Below are 15,762 nucleotides of genomic sequence, written 5' to 3'. Positions count from 1 at the left end.
GCTGTCCCCACAGCACTACATCGGAGGTATGTCATGCGCGCTTTGACTCGTTTCGGCCAATCTTTGCTAGTGGCCGCCGTGCTGGCCGCGGGCATGCCTGCGCTAGCTCAGCAGATGCGCAAGGTCGCACCGGAGCAGTTGCCCAATGACTGGGTCCTGCTCAATCAGGGCAGCATCTCTGTGGATGTCCCCAACAGCGGCGTCAATATCTACAAGCCGGGTTGCGTGGCGGTGACCTACACGATCGGCAATGACGGCGTGCCGATGAATCTGCAGGTCGCCAAGATGATGCCGCCCAGCGACCTCGGCAAGGCGGCCGTCAGTGCCGTGTCCAAGTTCCGTTATGGGCCTTCGCTGACCAACAAGCACGAAGACCCCTTCGCCACGTATTACATCGTTCCTTTCAACGGTCCGGACGACAAAACCCAGCAGGCAGCCTTGATGGCACCCTGCAAGCTGCCGGGTTACGGACAGGGCTGATCGGAGTCGGCAGGGGGCCGCGCCGGCCAAGATGCCGGCGCCGGTTATTGCGGTTGGGGCTATAATCGGGCCTTTTCAACCTGACCGCCCGCACGGGTGGATCCCCCCTTGCGGCCGTATGCCGCCAAAGTTTTACGGAGTCGTCCAATGAGCATTGAAGATCTCGAGAGCATCGCCCTGGCGATGGTCGCGCCCGGCAAGGGCATCATCGCCATCGATGAGTCGACCAACACCATCAAGAAGCGCTTCGAGGCGGTCGGGATTGAGAACACCGAAGAGAATCGCCGCGCCTACCGCGAACTGCTGCTGACCGCACCGAACCTCTCCGATCACATCTCCGGCGCGATCCTCTACGACGAAACCATCCGTCAGTCCACCAAGGACGGCGTGCCGTTCACCCAGGTGATGAAGAAGAACGGCATCATTCCGGGCATCAAGGTCGACAAGGGCCCGGTGCCGCTCGCCGGCTTCCCGGGCGACGTGGTGACCGAAGGCCTCGATGGCCTGCGCGAGCGCCTGTCTGAATACGTCAAGCTCGGCGCCCAGTTCGCCAAGTGGCGCGCGGTCATCAACATCAGCGAAGACAACCCCAGCTCCACCGCCATCGAAGCCAACTGCCACGCACTGGCCCGCTACGCCGCGTTGTGTCAGGAAGCCGGCATCGTGCCGATGGTTGAGCCCGAAGTGATCATGGATGGCGATCACAGCATCGAAGTCAGCTACGAAGTGCACGAAGCCGTGCTGCGCAGCCTGTTCAATGCACTGTATGAGCAGAACGTATTGCTGGAAGGCACCATCCTGAAGGTCAGCATGGTCATTCCGGGCAAGGACGCAGAAGAGCAGGCCAGCGTCGAGGAAGTGGCCGAAGCTACCGTGCGCGCGCTGAAGACCACTGTGCCGGCGACCTTGCCGGGCATCGTGTTCCTGTCTGGCGGCCAGACCGACGAGCAGTCCACCGCCCACCTCAATGCGATGAACCGCATGGGTCCGCATCCGTGGCCGCTGTCCTTCTCCTACGGTCGCGCCATGCAGCAGGCCGCGCTGAAGTTGTGGTCCAAAGACATGAAGGCCAACTACGGCGAAGCCCAGAAGACGGTGGCGGCACGTGCCAAAGACAACGGTCTTGCCGCGCTGGGCCAGTGGAAGGGCTGATCGCTTAAAGCCCCCACCGCAAAGAAGAAAGGGCGCCGTCAGGCGCCCTTTCTGTTTTTACCTACACAACCTGCGATCAGAAGCGGTATTCACCGGCGACCGTCACGGCATTGGTCTGCAACTGCACACCCTGGTTGCTGCCCTTGCCGGTAGCGTCGTAGTAGTTGTAGTTCACACCGACGCTGAAGTGCTGGTTGATGTTGTAGCCAACACCCACGCCGGCGTACGGACGGATGTTGCCGATGCGCTCGTACGCATACTGGTCATTGGTCAGGCCCGAACCCTTCGCATAGAAGGCACCGGCGCGGACTTCAGCGTACCAGTCGGGGGTGAAGTTCCAGCGCAAGTTTGCGCCCAGGGTCGGGGCATGGAAACGGCCGCGCGCCGACGAATCACCGTTGTAAGCGCCCTTGGCGTCGACGAAGCCCAGGTACTGATAACCGGCTTCCACGCCAACCGAAGCTTCCGGGTTGATGGCAAAGCGGTAACCGCCCTTGATGCCGCCGATGTAGCTGCCCTTGTTGTCATAGGCACCCTGGTTGACCTGGCCGTAACCGGCTTCGGCACCGACGTACCAGCCCTGCTGGGCGGTCTGGGTGGGAGCGGTCTGAGCGAAGGCGGGGGCGGCAGCAAGGCCGGCGGCGGCAATAGCAACAGCAAACAGCGTTTTCATGGAGTACTCCTTTTTATGCATTGATCAGGACGTCGGCACTGAGGGGGAAGCCGAAGACCCGTACGCATGCGTGTGGCGATGCGTAATGCTTAGATAGGTTCACCCGCCGGAGATTCAACACCGCAAGGTTCAGTATTAAGACTTTATTAAGTATTTGAGAAAAATGAATAAATCCTAACGAAGTCTGTTCTGCACCTACAGCGAGAACCGGACGACAGATAACGAACGATCGGCGACAATAGCCACTTTTGTTGCCTGCCCCCGGAGACAGATCTGATGACTTCCCGTCGCGTACTCGCCAACGCCGTCCGCGCCCTGGCCATGGATGCCGTGGAGGCAGCCAATTCCGGCCATCCCGGCATGCCGATGGGCATGGCCGACATCGCCGAAGTGCTGTGGAACGACTTCCTCCAGTTCAACCCGCTTAACCCGAAGTGGCCCAACCGTGACCGCTTCGTACTGTCCAATGGCCACGGCTCGATGCTGCAGTACGCCCTGCTGCACCTCACCGGCTACGACCTGCCGATGGAGCAGCTCAAGCGCTTCCGCCAGTTGCACTCCAAGACCGCCGGCCATCCTGAAGCCAGCGAAACCCCAGGCGTGGAAACCACCACCGGCCCGCTGGGGCAGGGGCTCGCCAATTCGGTCGGTTTCGCGCTTGCGGAGAAGGTGCTGGCCGCGCACTTCAATCGTCCTGACCACACCATCGTCGATCACCACACCTTTGTATTCGTAGGTGATGGCTGCCTGATGGAGGGCATCTCTCACGAAGCCGCATCGCTGGCGGGTACGTGGAAGCTGGGCAAGCTCGTGGCGGTCTACGACGACAACAACATCTCCATCGACGGTGAAGTCGAAGGCTGGTTCACCGATGACACCGCCAAGCGTTTCCAGGCCTACGGCTGGAACGTGATCGGCGTGGTCGATGGCCACGATGCCGAAGCCGTGAAGAAGGCGCTGACGCAGGCGACCGCGCAGAGCGAAAGGCCCACGTTGATCATCTGCAAGACGATCATCGGTTTTGGCGCTCCGAACAAGGAGGGCAAGGAAGTAAGCCACGGCGCCGCACTGGGCAAGGACGAAGTCGCCGCCGCGCGCGACATGCTCGACTGGCGCTATGCGCCGTTCGAAATCCCATCGGACATCTACGCCGCTTGGGACAAGAAGGTAATCGGTGCCGAGCGCGAACAGCAATGGAATGACGTGTTCGCCAAGTACGAAGCAGCCTATCCGGAACTTGCCGCCGAATTCCGCCGCCGTACTGCTGGCGAACTGCCGGCGGACTTCGCGGAAAAGGCGCAGGCCTATATTGCGAAAATGCAGGCCGAAGGTCCGGATGTGGCCTCGCGCAAAGCCTCGCAAATGACGCTGGATGCCTTCGGTCCGCTGCTGCCGGAACTGGTCGGTGGTTCGGCCGATCTGGCCGGTTCCAACCTCACCATGTGGAAGGGCAGCAAGAACATCACCGGCCCCGATGGCAACTACGTGCACTACGGCGTGCGCGAGTTCGGCATGAGCGCGATCGCCAACGGCCTGGCGCTGCACGGTGGCTTCCTGCCTTACGACGGTACCTTCCTGGTGTTCTCCGATTACGCGCGCAACGCCGTGCGCATGAGCTGCCTGATTCCGGCGCATGTCATTCACGTCTACACGCACGACTCGATCGGCCTCGGCGAAGACGGTCCGACGCATCAGCCCGTTGAGCATATGAGCGCGCTGCGCCTGATCCCGAACAACCGCCTGTGGCGTCCGTGCGACGTGGTGGAATCGGTGGTGTCCTGGAAGGTGGCGATCGAGCGCAAGGGCAATCCATCCTGCCTGATCTTCTCGCGCCAGACGCTAAAGCGTCAGGAACGCACGCCGCAGCAGGTGGCGGATATCGCACGTGGCGCCTACGTGCTCTCCGATCCGGCCGATACCAAGTTCAAGGCCATCCTGATCGCCACCGGCTCCGAAGTGGAATTGGCGATGGAAGCCGCCCGTACGCTTGCGCAGCAGAACGTGCCGGTGCGTGTTGTGTCGATGCCCTGCACGGAAGAATTCGACGCACAGCCGCTGGAATACCGCGAAAGCATCCTGCCGAGCTGGTGCCGTGCACGCGTGGCCGTGGAAGCGGCCAGCGTCGACTTCTGGTTCAAGTACGTGGGTCTCGACGGCGAAGTGGTTGGCATGACCACTTTCGGTGCATCCGCTCCGGCACCTGCCTTGTTTGACTACTTCGGTTTCACTGTCGCTAAAGTGGTCGATGCCGCAAAGCGCGTGATCGGCTAACGCTTCACTCTGCTCCCTCTCCCTGTGGGGAGAGGGAAGGCTGGGGGCAGCGCTTATGGGAAATTACCAAGTCGCTGCTGCAGGGCCTTGAGCGCTGGGGCCGAGAAGGCGATCAGAGCAAAGTGTCACTGCATGTAAGTGGCGTGTTGCTCCAGTTCTCACGTCGTCGCGATTTCTTCATGGTGCATCGCTACACCGCATCGGCATAGCGCACGAGTTCCCACTCCACCGCAACCTCTTCGTGGCGCATGCCGAACATGTCATCGAGCAGGTCGAAGCGGCGTGGCTTGTAGAGCGTGTAGGCGGGCATGGCACTGCCTTGCCGGATGCTCCGCTGGAAGTGAGCGATACGGTAGGTGGGCGTGAGCCACGCGCACCAGTCCCCACTTTCCGGGCAGCGTTCGCCGGTTTTGACGCGGGTGCCCAGCGCAGTCTTGGGCTGCGGTGGAATGGGCCGGCCGGTGGCAGGGTCGAGGTTTTTGGCCTTGCTCATCCGTTCAATCAGGTCATCGGAAGGCTTGGCCGGCGGTGGCGTGGCGTCTTGTTCTTTTTGCCACTGGAAGGTGCCGTCCCATTCGGGCAGCTTCGCAGGAGGCAGCGGCACGATCTGGTCGATGTCAGGGACTTTGGGGTTGCGGCCGTCGTTGGCGTCGAGGAAGTCGATGATCAATCCGTAACGTCGTGAGCGCTCGGGATCATCGGATAGATCTAGGTAATAGGGCCGTTGTGATGGTGACAACTGAGTCTGAAGTGGCGTCGACAACTGAAAGGCATTCTTCAGAACCATTGCAGACATCGAATCACCGCCTGCCACGCCTTTCTGGAATGCGTGGACGGCTTCTGAATAAAGTCCCCTATTTTCGAGATGGATACCTAAGGTGCTGGCCGCATCACCATATCCCTGATCCGTCGCACATTGTCGCATTTGCAGAGCGGTCCCCGGAGCCATGTCTGAGGGCGCCAGTAAATCGCCGACATAAGCCTGTGCCTCGGGACTGCCCAAGTCGGCCGCCTTGCGGAAATAACGCAGCGCCGCTTCCCTGTCCTGCTTCACGCCATAGCCCAACTCCAGATAGTGGCCCATGTCGTAATAACCGCCAGGAACGCCTTGCGCGATCAACTGCATCGTCAGATCGATGGTTTCCTTCGCGGGATATGGAGATGAGGCTAAACCCTCTGAGACGAGCAACTGCAAGTTGAGGTTGGCTTTGTAATGACCGTACGCGGCAGCAATTCGGTAGTAGCGTGCAATGTCATTGAAGTCTTTCGGGCCTGCTTTCTTTTCCAGATAACGTGCGTATTTGAACAACGCGTCGGCTTGCGGATCGAGCGGCGGCAAGCGATCGGCTTCGTGTGTGCACGTAAAAGCCAGCTTGGCGCGTACATCGCCCAATGAAAGCAGTGAGGCCATCGGGCTCTCCTCGTGCGAGCAAGCGCACAGAAAGCCGATGACCGCCAGAACAGGAAAGGTGCGGCGACGCATCGCTACACCGTATCGGCATGGCGCATGAGTTCCCACTCCACCACAACCTCTTCGTGGCGCATGCCGAACAGGTCATCGAGCAGGTCGAAGCGGCGTGGCTTGTAGAGCGTGTAGGTGGGCATGGCACTGCCTTGCCAGATGCTCCGCTGGAAGTGAGCGATACGGTAAGTGGGCGTGAGCCACGCGCACCAGTCCCCACTTCCCGGGCAGCGTTCGCCGGTTTTGACGCGGGTGCCTAGCGCAGTCTTGGGCGGCGGTGGAATGGGCCGGCCGGTAGCGGGGTCGAGGTTTTTGGCCTTGCTCAGCCGTTCGATTACGTCATCGGAAGGCTTGGCTGGTGGTGGCGTGGCGTCTTGTTCTTTTTGCCACTGGAAGGTGCCGTCCCACGGCGGTAACGGTGCAGGCGGTAGCGGCACGATCTGGTCGATGTCGGGAACTTTGGGGTTGCGGCCGTCGTTGGCGCGAATGAAATCAGCAATGGCGTCGTAGCGTTGTGAGCGCTCGGGGTCGTTTGGAAGCGCCAAATAACCTAAATCACTCGATGACTGCGGACCTTTGAACGCATCTCTCAATGTCGACGCAGAGATACTGTCGCCTGCCGCCACCCCTTTCTGGAATGCCTGGACGGCTTCGGGATAGCGCTCATCTACTTGAAGATGGATACCTAACGTGTTGGCTGCGTCTCCGAATCCCTGATCCGCTGCACACTGCCACATCTGTACGGCAATCTGCGGAGCCTTATCCGAGGGTTCAAGCAAATTGCCGACATATGCCTGACCTTCGGGGCTTCCCAAATCAGCAGCCTTGCGAAAATAACGCAGCGCTGCCTCCTTGTCCTGCTTCACGCCATAGCCCAACTCCAGGTAGTGGCCCATGTCGTAATAACCGCCAGGAACGCCTTGCGCGATCAACTGCATCGTCAAGTCGATGGTTTCGGTGGCCGGATGCGCTGACGAGGCTAAGCCTTCCGAAACCAACAACTGCAAGTTGTGATTGGCGCTGTAATGGCCGTATGCCGTAGCAATCCGGTAATGGCGCGCAATGTCGTTGAAGTCTTTCGGGCCTGCTTTCTTTTCCAGATAACGCGCGTACTTGAACAGCTGATCAGCTTGCGGATCGAGCGGCGGCAGATGATCGACTTCGTGCGTGCACGTAAAAGCCAGCTTGGCGCGCACATCGTTCAAGGGAGATAGTGAGGTCATGGAGTTTTCCTTGTGCGAACACGCGCTAATGAGCAGAGCGATAACAATGATCAGGGTCGTTTTGCGCATGTGTTAGTCCCGACGGCCGCGTGTAGCGGAATCACGGTAGAAGGCAATCAACGGGGCGTAGGGTGTGAGCGTTGTATCTGTTTTCGCATGTCGACTCTTATTGGTCTTGATGATGCTAACCCATTGATCATAAGCATCCGCCGCATCCAATCGATTGCTGTTCTTCTCGTTCTGGCCCACGCCCATTCCTTTGGTATGAATGTCCCACAAATGCTCCCTAACCGGCCGCGTCACGTCGCCGTGCTCATGGCAGATATTGATCTCGCTATCCACTTCCATGCTGCGTGTGTTGATGTTGGCCGAGCCGTGGGTGAGGAAGACGTCGTCGACCACCATGATCTTGCTGTGCACGTAGGTGTTGATCCACGGCGTGGGTCCATCAGGGGCAACCAGGGTGCAGATCAGTACCTTGAGGCCGGGGATGTCCAATGGCAGCAACGCTTGGTTGGCGTCGTTGTTGTTCTTGATCTGTTGATCCAGATCGTCGAGTTGTTGCTGCAATGCGCTTAAGCGTGCCTGGGTCGCCTTCGCGTGTTGCGTGAATTTGTCCATGATCGTCGTATCCGTCTTCCACAAGTCGTATTGCCCCTGCGCTTTATTGCGTTGCGCTTGCAACGCTTCACCGCGCTCTAGGCGCGTGACGGTGGGCATGGCGTTGGCTTGGCCCAGGCCTTCGAGCATGCGGTAGGTGGATAAGTCGCCTTGAAAGAGTGCATCGTCGTCTGCGTTGGTGACCACGAACAGATAGATCGAACCGTGCTGACCGGGATCGCGTCCCCACGTCAGCTGTTCCTTGGCCGCTTCCTTGATCATGTCGGCCAGTGGCGGCCAGCGGAAGTATTGGTTTTCGATGTAGATGAAGTTGGTGGCGTTGTTGACGGCTTGCAGGTACATCGTTTTGATGTCGCGCCGTCCTTCCTGCGATTGGGTGCGGGTGATCTGCGCCATCACAGGAAAGCCTTCCTTGCGTCGCAGCTCGTGCAGCGGCCCTAGGAACATGCGCGCGGCGAGAAGGTTTTCGTCCGTACTGCGCTGCCAGGCGCGGCAGAAGTTGTAGTTGAGGTGTTCCAGCAAGCGGCCGGTGATCTTGCAGGACATGTCTTGACGCGGTGTGGCGCCGTTGCGTCCTGCGTCGGGGGCCAGGCGCAGGTAACTGTGCGCATCGGTATCCCAATAGGCGTCGAGCATGTTGTGACCCATCACGAAGCCGAGTGAGCGGTCGGGCATGTCGTAGTCCACCACGACGGTTTTTTGGTGGTGGGTGGGGAAGTACTGGAAAGCCGTTATCGCCGCGTCGTCCAGTTGCTTGTCGGCGCGATAGGCTGTTTCGCGCGTGTAGATTTCGTTGCCGTCGTCTTTGGAAAAGCCGCGTGTGACAAATTGGATGTTTTGCAGTGTGCGGATGGCGCTCGCGGGGTCTAATGTGCGTAGGAACGCAGAGAAATCCAGTACGTTGTGGGTGTCACTCTGTACAAGCGGATTGTCTTTTGTCTGGTTCAGCACATCGATGCCGTGGTTAATCGCGTAAAACCAGTGGCCGTCGTAATTGAGAGAGTCGCGTTTTTCGTCGTGCGTAAACGCTAGGCGCGCAACGCTGTAACCCGGTAAATTGTTTTCGGTGTATTGCGACAGCGGTGGGGCGTCCTTCCAGGACAGGACACGTACCTTGACCCCTTCGATCGCCTTTTTGATCAGCAGATCGCCGATGCACGGCGCACCGCTTCCGCGCCTGAAATACATCGAAGGCTGAAAGCCCCAGCAGATGATGTCCACGCACGACTTGGCTTCGAAGATGGCGTCGTACACCGCGCCAAAGGCGGCCTCGCCGTTGATCAGCGGCAAATAGGTGGTGGGCATGGGGGGAAATTCCGCCAGGCCCTTTTCGTCTTTCGGTCCCTTTCGGGTTGCCTGCACAAACCACGGCAAGGTGATCGTGGCGCTGTTGGTGCGTGACAAAGCGATCGGTGTGGTGATGGGGGCGGGTAGGAAGTAGTAGTCGGTCACCTGTCGCTTTCCCAGGCAAGGTTGATCAGACCAACGCAGCGATTGCGGTGTCCGGCCTGATCGTCGGTGGGCATGACGCCGTGATCCGCATGCGATTCCAGAAACGGGAGACCCTGATTCGCGCTCGCCGTTGGCGGCCGTGCCCTCTTGCGTGAGGAGCGCCATCAGGCTGGGGTATGCCCCTGTTGCAGTCTGCAGGTATGATCTGACGGAGTGGTCAGATGTTGGCTTGTCAGGCGGGTTAGTTGCTCGCCAGTGTTGTAAGCACGCCAAAGCCGACGGCCATCACCACGGCGACGGCCATGCACGCGCTCGTCAGCCGAATACGTCGCGCATCGATGCGCGGAATCAGCCGCCACAGCGCAAACACACCGACCAGCATCGATACGGCGAGCGAGACGCGAAACAGCCCGCTTGCAAGCAACGGCTCAAGCGGCGGATGCCATATGCCCAGATGCGCTGCTACACCGGCGCTGATCAGGATGGCAAACAAACACCACACCAGGCAGGCGAGATAAGCCCGATTGAATACGACCGGGACGCGTTCGCTCCAGCGCAGCACGATCCAGACGATCAGCGCGGGCACGATGGCGCCGACGCTGCTGTAAAGCACCCACCAGATAACGCTGCTTAGCAGCGCGAGCAGACCCGTCATGGGGTTTCCCTGAAGCCGATGCGACGCAGCAGTTTATCCATCAACCAGGCCGGACCGACAAGCAGGTAGGCAAGATCGGTGAGGAAGCTCGGTCGGCGCCCTTCGATCAGGTGGCCTACGAACTGGCCGATCCACGCGACGACAAACACGCCGATGCCAGCGCGTAACAGCGTCGCGGATCCCAACTGTTGGAATATCCAGAAGCAGCTGAAGGCAAACACAGATAGCACCGCAAGCAACGCTGCACCAAGCCGGCGTGAATGTTTCCAGTACCAGGTGAAGGAAAGCACGATGGCCAGCACCGCCCACGAGCCGGGACGAAACCATGCCTGCGGCACCGGAATCGTCCACAGCATGGCAATGGCGCTCCAGACGATCAACGGCACGCAGACCCAATGCAGCCATTGATTCGTTGGGTGTTGATGATCGCGGCTGTAGCTGTCCAGCCAGTCACGCATGCTGCGTTGGGTTGGTGTGGCCGGCATCAGTGAGGGCTGCTTTTGGAAAAGAGATTGAGCACCAGTACACCGGAAATGATCAGCACGATGCCGATGATGGCCGGTATGTCGAGTCGTTGCTTGTAAAGCACCACGCCAATGAGCGCGATCAAGGCGGTGCCGGCACCCGACCACACGGCATAGGCAATGCCGATCGGCATCTGCCGCAGCGTCAGGCTCAGGCAGAAAAAAGCCACGCCATAACCGGCGACCACCACCATGCTAGGCAACAGTTGGCTGAAACCATGGGAGGCTTTCAGCGCACTGGTGCCGATGACCTCGGCAATGATCGCCACACCGAGCGTGAGCCAGACATTCATGCGCTTAGTCCAGCGTGATGCCGGCCACGCGCTGCAAGGCCTCGGCGTACTTCGCGGCAGTACCGTTGATGACATCGGCGGGGATGCGCGGACCGGGTGCCTGTTTATTCCAGTCCAGCGTTTCCAGATAGTCACGCACGAATTGCTTGTCGTAGCTCGGCGGGCTGATCCCGACCTGGTACTGATCGGCCGGCCAGAAGCGCGAGGAATCCGGCGTGAGCATTTCATCCATCACGTACAGCTTGCCGTCTTCATCCGTGCCGAACTCGAACTTGGTGTCGGCGATGATGATGCCGCGTTCGGCGGCGTAGGCAGCTGCCCATTTGTAGATCGCCAGCGTGGCATCGCGCACCTGCTCGGCCAGATCTTTGCCGACAGCGGCCACCACGGCATCGAAGCTCACGTTTTCGTCGTGATCGCCCACGGCCGCCTTGGTCGACGGGGTGAAGATCGGCTCCGGCAACTGCTCGGCCTGGCGCAGGCCGGCCGGCAGCTTGATGCCGCACAGCGATCCGGTGGCGCGGTAATCCTTCCAGCCCGAACCGATCAGATAGCCACGCGCGATGGCTTCTACCGGCACCGGCTTCAACCGTTTGGTGACGACAGCGCGTTTGCTGTATAGCGCCAGATTGGCACCTTGCGGCAGCACATCCTCCAGCGGCGTGTGCAGCAGATGGTTGGGCATGATGTGTGCGGTCTTGCCGAACCAGAAATTGGAGATCTGGGTGAGCATTTCGCCCTTGCCGGGAATCGGATCCGGCAGCACCACGTCAAAGGCCGACAGGCGATCGGTGGCCACGATCAGCAAGCGATTGCCGGGCAGGGCGTGGACGTCGCGCACCTTGCCGCGATGGATCAGCTCAAGGCCGGGCAGGTTCGATTGCAGCAGGGTCGTGGGCACGGTGCGCTCCAGTAGATCAACGAGCTGGCTATTGTAACGGCCCAGGCGCGCGGAATAGATCAGAGCCACCCCGCACACTGCTAGAATCGGCGCCTTTATATCCATGCGTTCATTGATGCGAACCGTATTGATCGCGGCACTCGGTCTGACCTGTGCCTTGCCAGCGCTCGCTGCCGAGATGCCGCCCAAGCCGGTGCGCCTGGGGCTTTGCGCGGCCTGTCACGGTGAAACCGGCATGGCTCAGATTCCCGGTGCGCCGAACCTGGCGGGACAAAAGCTGGATTATTTACGCAACGCCTTGAAGGACTACCGCGACGGCAGTCGCAATGTCCCGCTGATGCGCGCAGCTATCGGCCCGGTCAGCGACGCTGATCTGGATCAACTCGCACGCTGGTACAGCGCGCAGACACCGCAACCCTCAGCCGCCCAGCCATGAGCTATACCTATACCTTCTGGTTCGCCATGGCGGGCCTGCTGTTTGGACATGGCCTGGCCGGGGCCGGTGTCGGCGCGATTGTCGGCTTCGTGCTCGACAACCTGCGCTTCAGCCAGCGCCGCAGCGCTACGCCGGAAGCAGGCGGCTATGTGGGACCGCTATTCGCCTTGCTTGGCGCGATCGCCAAATCCGACGGTCGCGTGTCCGAGGCGGAAATCGCCATCGCCGAACGGGTGATGGCGCGCATGGGGCTGGATGCCGGCGCACGCCAGCAGGCCATCAGCAGCTTCAATGCGGGCAAGCAGCCCGAGTTCGACGTCACCGGACCCATCAACGCGCTGCGCCAGTGGGTTGGACTGCGCCGCGATCACGCGTTTCCCGTGCTCGACGTGGTGATCGAAACCGTACTGGCAGAAGGCAATCCGCCGCCGGAGAAGATGGCGATCCTGCGCCAATTGGCGTTCGCCTTGCGCATTAGCGACATGGAACTGATGGCGCTGATGGCCATGAAGGGCTATGTCTGGCAGGGCGCAGCGGGCGCGCGTGGCCACGGTCCCGGAAACGGTGGCGGCTACGTACCGCCGCAGCGCAATACCATGGGGCCTGATCCCTACGCGGTACTGGGCATTCCGCGCACGGCCGACGACCGCGCCATCAAGCGCGCCTATCGCAAGCTGATTTCCGAACATCATCCCGACCGCCTGGGCGACTTGCCCGAAGAAATGCGCAAGCGTGCTGAGGCCCGCGCCAGCGAAATCAACGCTGCGTACGAGCGGATCAAGGCAGAGCGCGGATTCAAATAAGACAACGGGCAGGGAAGGGCGCCGCCCTGTAAAATGCGCACTTCGCGCGCTCAAGGTGTATGAGCCTTGAGCCTTGCTGTTTCCTTTTTCCGACGTTATGAAGCCATGAGCAAGCAATCCCCCATCATCGCCCCTTCCATTCTCTCCGCCGATTTCGCGCGACTGGGCGAGGACACCGCCAAGGCGCTGGCAGCAGGCGGCGACTGGGTGCATTACGACGTGATGGACAACCATTACGTGCCCAACCTCACCATGGGCCCGATGGTGCTGAAGGCGCTACGCGATTACGGCATTACTGCCCCGATTGACGTGCACTTGATGGTGAAGCCGGTGGACCGCATCGTGCCGGACTTCGCCAAGGCCGGCGCCACGCGGATCAGCTTCCATCCGGAAGCCACCGAGCATGTGGATCGTACTATCGGCCTGATCAAGGATTCCGGCTGCCAGGTAGGTCTGGTGTTCAACCCCGCCACGCCGCTGAACTGGCTCGACCACGTGCTCGACAAGCTCGACCTGGTGCTGATCATGTCGGTCAACCCTGGTTTCGGTGGGCAGAAATTCATTCCTGAAGCGCTGCGCAAACTGCGCGAAGTGCGTCGGCGTATCGATGAGAGCGGCCTGCCGATCCGTCTGGAAGTGGATGGTGGCGTCACCGCTGACAATATCGGCCAGATCGCTGCCGCCGGCGCCGATACCTTCGTGGCGGGTTCGGCCATCTTCGGCGCGGCCGACTATCAGGCCGTGATCCACAAGATGCGCGCCGCCATCGGCGGCTGAGCAGGCGCCATTAAGCAGGCTCTATAAAGAAAAACCCGGCACAGGGGGAAATCCGTGCCGGGCAGGAGGGGCGTCGAAAGACGCTAGAGGAGACACCATCGGCAGATGCGTACAGCGCTTAGCTGAAGGACGGGAGGCTCGGCCGTCGTATCAGCATGGGCGAGTTCCACGGCATATGGATTCTGCGCCTGCCGAGTAATCGGACCGGGTCCCCCCCAAATGGTTCCCTCCAGAACGCAAATAATTTCAAAAAGTCAAAAAAAATCCCCTCCGACATAGGAAGGGGAAGGAACGCCGGGACAGGAATGACCGGAGAAATGGCTTGCTGATGCGGTTTACAGTGGCTGCGACGGTGGTTTGCCCGGTGGCGCGATCGGCTTGCTTCCTTGCGCGCCGATCGCGCCCCTGCCTTCCACGTCAGCTTCACGCACAGAGAGCGGTTTATTGCAGGCTCAGCAGGATCGCGAGCAGCAAGGGCGCCACGGCCAACACGACGCGCAGTGGTTCGAATTCGCGTAGTTCGGCGTTGGGATCGATGGAGGGGTCGGCACGCATGGACAGGACTCGTTGCTGGCTTGAGGCTTATCAAACACCCGGCTGAGGCGTCACCCCCGGCGTTGCGAGGGCGATCGGCCGACGGAATCTGGCAGAACGCGGGCAAAGCACACGTGCGGCTTGCGCAGGGACGATCCGCATAGCAACCTGCCCGCCATCATCACGAGGAATCCACATGGGACGTAGCATCGCCATCGTCGAAGACGAACCGCTGATTCGCGCCAATTACGTCGAGGCGCTGAACCGCTTCGGCTACGACACACGCGGTTACGGCTCACGCCAGGAGGCATCCAGCGCTTTCGCCGCGCGCCTGCCGGAACTGGTCATCATCGACATCGGGCTGGGTGATGAGCCTGAAGGCGGTTTCGACTTGTGCCGTGAGCTGCGTGCGAAGTCCGGCACGTTGCCGATCATCTTCCTGACCGCACGCGATTCGGATTTCGACGTGATCTCCGGCTTGCGTCTGGGAGCCGACGATTACCTCAGCAAAGACACCAGCTTGCACCAGTTGGCTGCGCGCATTGCTGCGCTGTTCCGGCGAATCGAATCGCTGAAGGCGCCCGCTTCCAGCGAAACGGTGATCGGCCACGGCCCGCTCAAGCTTGAATCCGAACGCATGCGCGTGAGCTGGAACGATGAGGAAGTGCCGCTCACCGTGACTGAATTCTGGATGGTGCACACACTGGTGCGCTTCCCTGGGCACGTGAAAAATCGTGACCAACTGATGCGCGAGGCAGAACTGGTGGTGGATGACGCCACCATCACCTCGCATATCAAGCGCATTCGCAAAAAATTCATCGCCGTCGCGCCGGAATTCGATGCGATCGAAACCGTGCATGGCGTCGGCTATCGGTGGCGTCCGTGATGCGGCGTGTGGGGCTGGCGCTGCTTCTCGCCGCTGCTGCCGCAACCACGCATGCCGAAGCAGCTGGCGCACCGGGCGTCGTTGTTTACGGCAAGCCCGATGGCAACGTACCGGGCTGGGCCATCACGACTGATCTGTTGCCCGGTTGGACCAAGGATTGCTGCACCTATGCCGCCGCCATCGGGGTCAACCTGGTGCTTTATCAGGGCGAATGGACCGGTAAGCCGGACCGGGTCATGGTGCTCAACGTATGGCCGGTAAAGCTGCCCACGTTGGATGCTGAGCTGCAGGACGATCGCAAGCACTACGTGCAACTTGATCCTAACGGCAAGGTGGAGGCGTTTCCCGTCGCCAATCCCCCATCGATCGCTTGCCAAGGCGTGATGTATCACGGCAGCGATCATGTCGATGACGTCGTGGTGTTTTGCGATCCGGGCAAGGCTACCGGTATTCACTACAGCTGGTCGATGACGGTCGGTGCGGCCGATCCCTTGCGCCAATCATCGATCGATGCGTTCAAGCAGGTGGTCGAGCATTCCGGCTATATGCACTACGTTCCGACGCCGGCGTCCAAGGACAAGGCCGTCGCGCATTAAGCTGTGGCGCAGATATTGCGGGA

Annotated in this window: 16 protein-coding genes; 8 read left to right on the top strand and 8 right to left on the bottom strand. The window is 60.5% G+C overall.

Annotated features, from left to right (window positions below; translation table 11 throughout):
* Nucleotides 1-33 precede the first annotated feature (33 nt).
* Nucleotides 34-480 (top strand): energy transducer TonB, encoded by a 447-nt coding sequence (locus tag ISN74_RS16035; RefSeq protein ID WP_188800169.1) that lies wholly within the window; start codon nucleotides 34-36, stop codon nucleotides 478-480.
* A 147-nt stretch (nucleotides 481-627) separates the two neighbouring features.
* Nucleotides 628-1,632, top strand: coding sequence for a class I fructose-bisphosphate aldolase (locus ISN74_RS16030; protein WP_188800168.1), 1,005 nt, complete (start codon nucleotides 628-630; stop codon nucleotides 1,630-1,632).
* 76 nt (nucleotides 1,633-1,708) lie between these two features.
* Here the strand turns inward: ISN74_RS16030 and ISN74_RS16025 are convergent, their stop codons facing one another.
* Entirely contained in the window at nucleotides 1,709-2,305 is a 597-nt protein-coding gene (locus ISN74_RS16025; RefSeq protein WP_188800167.1) for an outer membrane protein, read from the bottom strand.
* A 276-nt stretch (nucleotides 2,306-2,581) separates the two neighbouring features.
* Here ISN74_RS16025 and tkt point away from each other — a divergent pair, with 276 nt between their 5' ends.
* On the top strand, nucleotides 2,582-4,576 hold the full coding sequence (gene tkt / locus ISN74_RS16020; RefSeq protein ID WP_188800166.1) for a transketolase: 1,995 nt from the start codon (nucleotides 2,582-2,584) through the stop codon (nucleotides 4,574-4,576).
* Between the two features lie 190 nt (nucleotides 4,577-4,766).
* Here the strand turns inward: tkt and ISN74_RS16015 are convergent, their stop codons facing one another.
* From ISN74_RS16015 to ISN74_RS15985, 7 genes are all read right to left on the bottom strand, one after another.
* Nucleotides 4,767-5,915: an SEL1-like repeat protein gene (locus ISN74_RS16015; protein WP_229679321.1), complete on the bottom strand. Its 1,149-nt coding sequence runs from the start codon at nucleotides 5,913-5,915 to the stop codon at nucleotides 4,767-4,769.
* 146 nt (nucleotides 5,916-6,061) lie between these two features.
* Nucleotides 6,062-7,261, bottom strand: a complete 1,200-nt coding sequence (locus tag ISN74_RS16010) for an SEL1-like repeat protein (protein ID WP_203546630.1) — start codon at nucleotides 7,259-7,261, stop codon at nucleotides 6,062-6,064.
* Nucleotides 7,262-7,333: 72 nt separating this feature from the next.
* Nucleotides 7,334-9,334 (bottom strand): phospholipase D-like domain-containing protein, encoded by a 2,001-nt coding sequence (locus ISN74_RS16005; RefSeq protein WP_203546629.1) that lies wholly within the window; start codon nucleotides 9,332-9,334, stop codon nucleotides 7,334-7,336.
* A 241-nt stretch (nucleotides 9,335-9,575) separates the two neighbouring features.
* Entirely contained in the window at nucleotides 9,576-9,989 is a 414-nt protein-coding gene (locus tag ISN74_RS16000) for a hypothetical protein (RefSeq protein ID WP_188800162.1), read from the bottom strand.
* Nucleotides 9,986-10,474: an Mpo1 family 2-hydroxy fatty acid dioxygenase gene (locus ISN74_RS15995; protein WP_229679319.1), complete on the bottom strand. Its 489-nt coding sequence runs from the start codon at nucleotides 10,472-10,474 to the stop codon at nucleotides 9,986-9,988. The genes ISN74_RS16000 and ISN74_RS15995 overlap by 4 nt, the downstream gene beginning before the upstream one ends.
* Nucleotides 10,474-10,806, bottom strand: coding sequence for a DMT family transporter (locus tag ISN74_RS15990; protein WP_188800161.1), 333 nt, complete (start codon nucleotides 10,804-10,806; stop codon nucleotides 10,474-10,476). The genes ISN74_RS15995 and ISN74_RS15990 overlap by 1 nt, the downstream gene beginning before the upstream one ends.
* Nucleotides 10,807-10,810: 4 nt before the next feature.
* Nucleotides 10,811-11,707, bottom strand: a complete 897-nt coding sequence (locus tag ISN74_RS15985; protein ID WP_188800701.1) for a phosphoribosylaminoimidazolesuccinocarboxamide synthase — start codon at nucleotides 11,705-11,707, stop codon at nucleotides 10,811-10,813.
* A gap of 115 nt (nucleotides 11,708-11,822) precedes the next feature.
* Here ISN74_RS15985 and ISN74_RS15980 point away from each other — a divergent pair, with 115 nt between their 5' ends.
* From ISN74_RS15980 to ISN74_RS15960, 5 genes are all read left to right on the top strand, one after another.
* Nucleotides 11,823-12,143 carry a c-type cytochrome gene (locus ISN74_RS15980; RefSeq protein WP_188800160.1) on the top strand — a complete coding sequence of 107 codons (321 nt, stop codon included), beginning with the start codon at nucleotides 11,823-11,825 and terminating at the stop codon, nucleotides 12,141-12,143.
* Nucleotides 12,140-12,946, top strand: coding sequence for a co-chaperone DjlA (gene djlA, locus ISN74_RS15975; protein ID WP_188800159.1), 807 nt, complete (start codon nucleotides 12,140-12,142; stop codon nucleotides 12,944-12,946). Before ISN74_RS15980 ends, djlA begins: the two co-directional genes overlap by 4 nt.
* A gap of 105 nt (nucleotides 12,947-13,051) precedes the next feature.
* Nucleotides 13,052-13,723 carry a ribulose-phosphate 3-epimerase gene (gene rpe, locus ISN74_RS15970; protein ID WP_188800158.1) on the top strand — a complete coding sequence of 224 codons (672 nt, stop codon included), beginning with the start codon at nucleotides 13,052-13,054 and terminating at the stop codon, nucleotides 13,721-13,723.
* Nucleotides 13,724-14,453: 730 nt separating this feature from the next.
* Nucleotides 14,454-15,143, top strand: coding sequence for a proteobacterial dedicated sortase system response regulator (gene pdsR, locus ISN74_RS15965; RefSeq protein WP_188800157.1), 690 nt, complete (start codon nucleotides 14,454-14,456; stop codon nucleotides 15,141-15,143).
* Nucleotides 15,143-15,739, top strand: coding sequence for a hypothetical protein (locus tag ISN74_RS15960; protein WP_229679378.1), 597 nt, complete (start codon nucleotides 15,143-15,145; stop codon nucleotides 15,737-15,739). Before pdsR ends, ISN74_RS15960 begins: the two co-directional genes overlap by 1 nt.
* Nucleotides 15,740-15,762: the final 23 nt, after the last annotated feature.

Origin of the sequence: Dyella caseinilytica, from assembly GCF_016865235.1 — a bacterium.
In the GTDB taxonomy this organism is placed as follows: Bacteria; Pseudomonadota; Gammaproteobacteria; order Xanthomonadales; family Rhodanobacteraceae; genus Dyella_B; species Dyella_B caseinilytica.
Note: the sequence above shows the minus strand (reverse complement) of the source record. Positions and strands in the feature narration are given on the sequence as shown.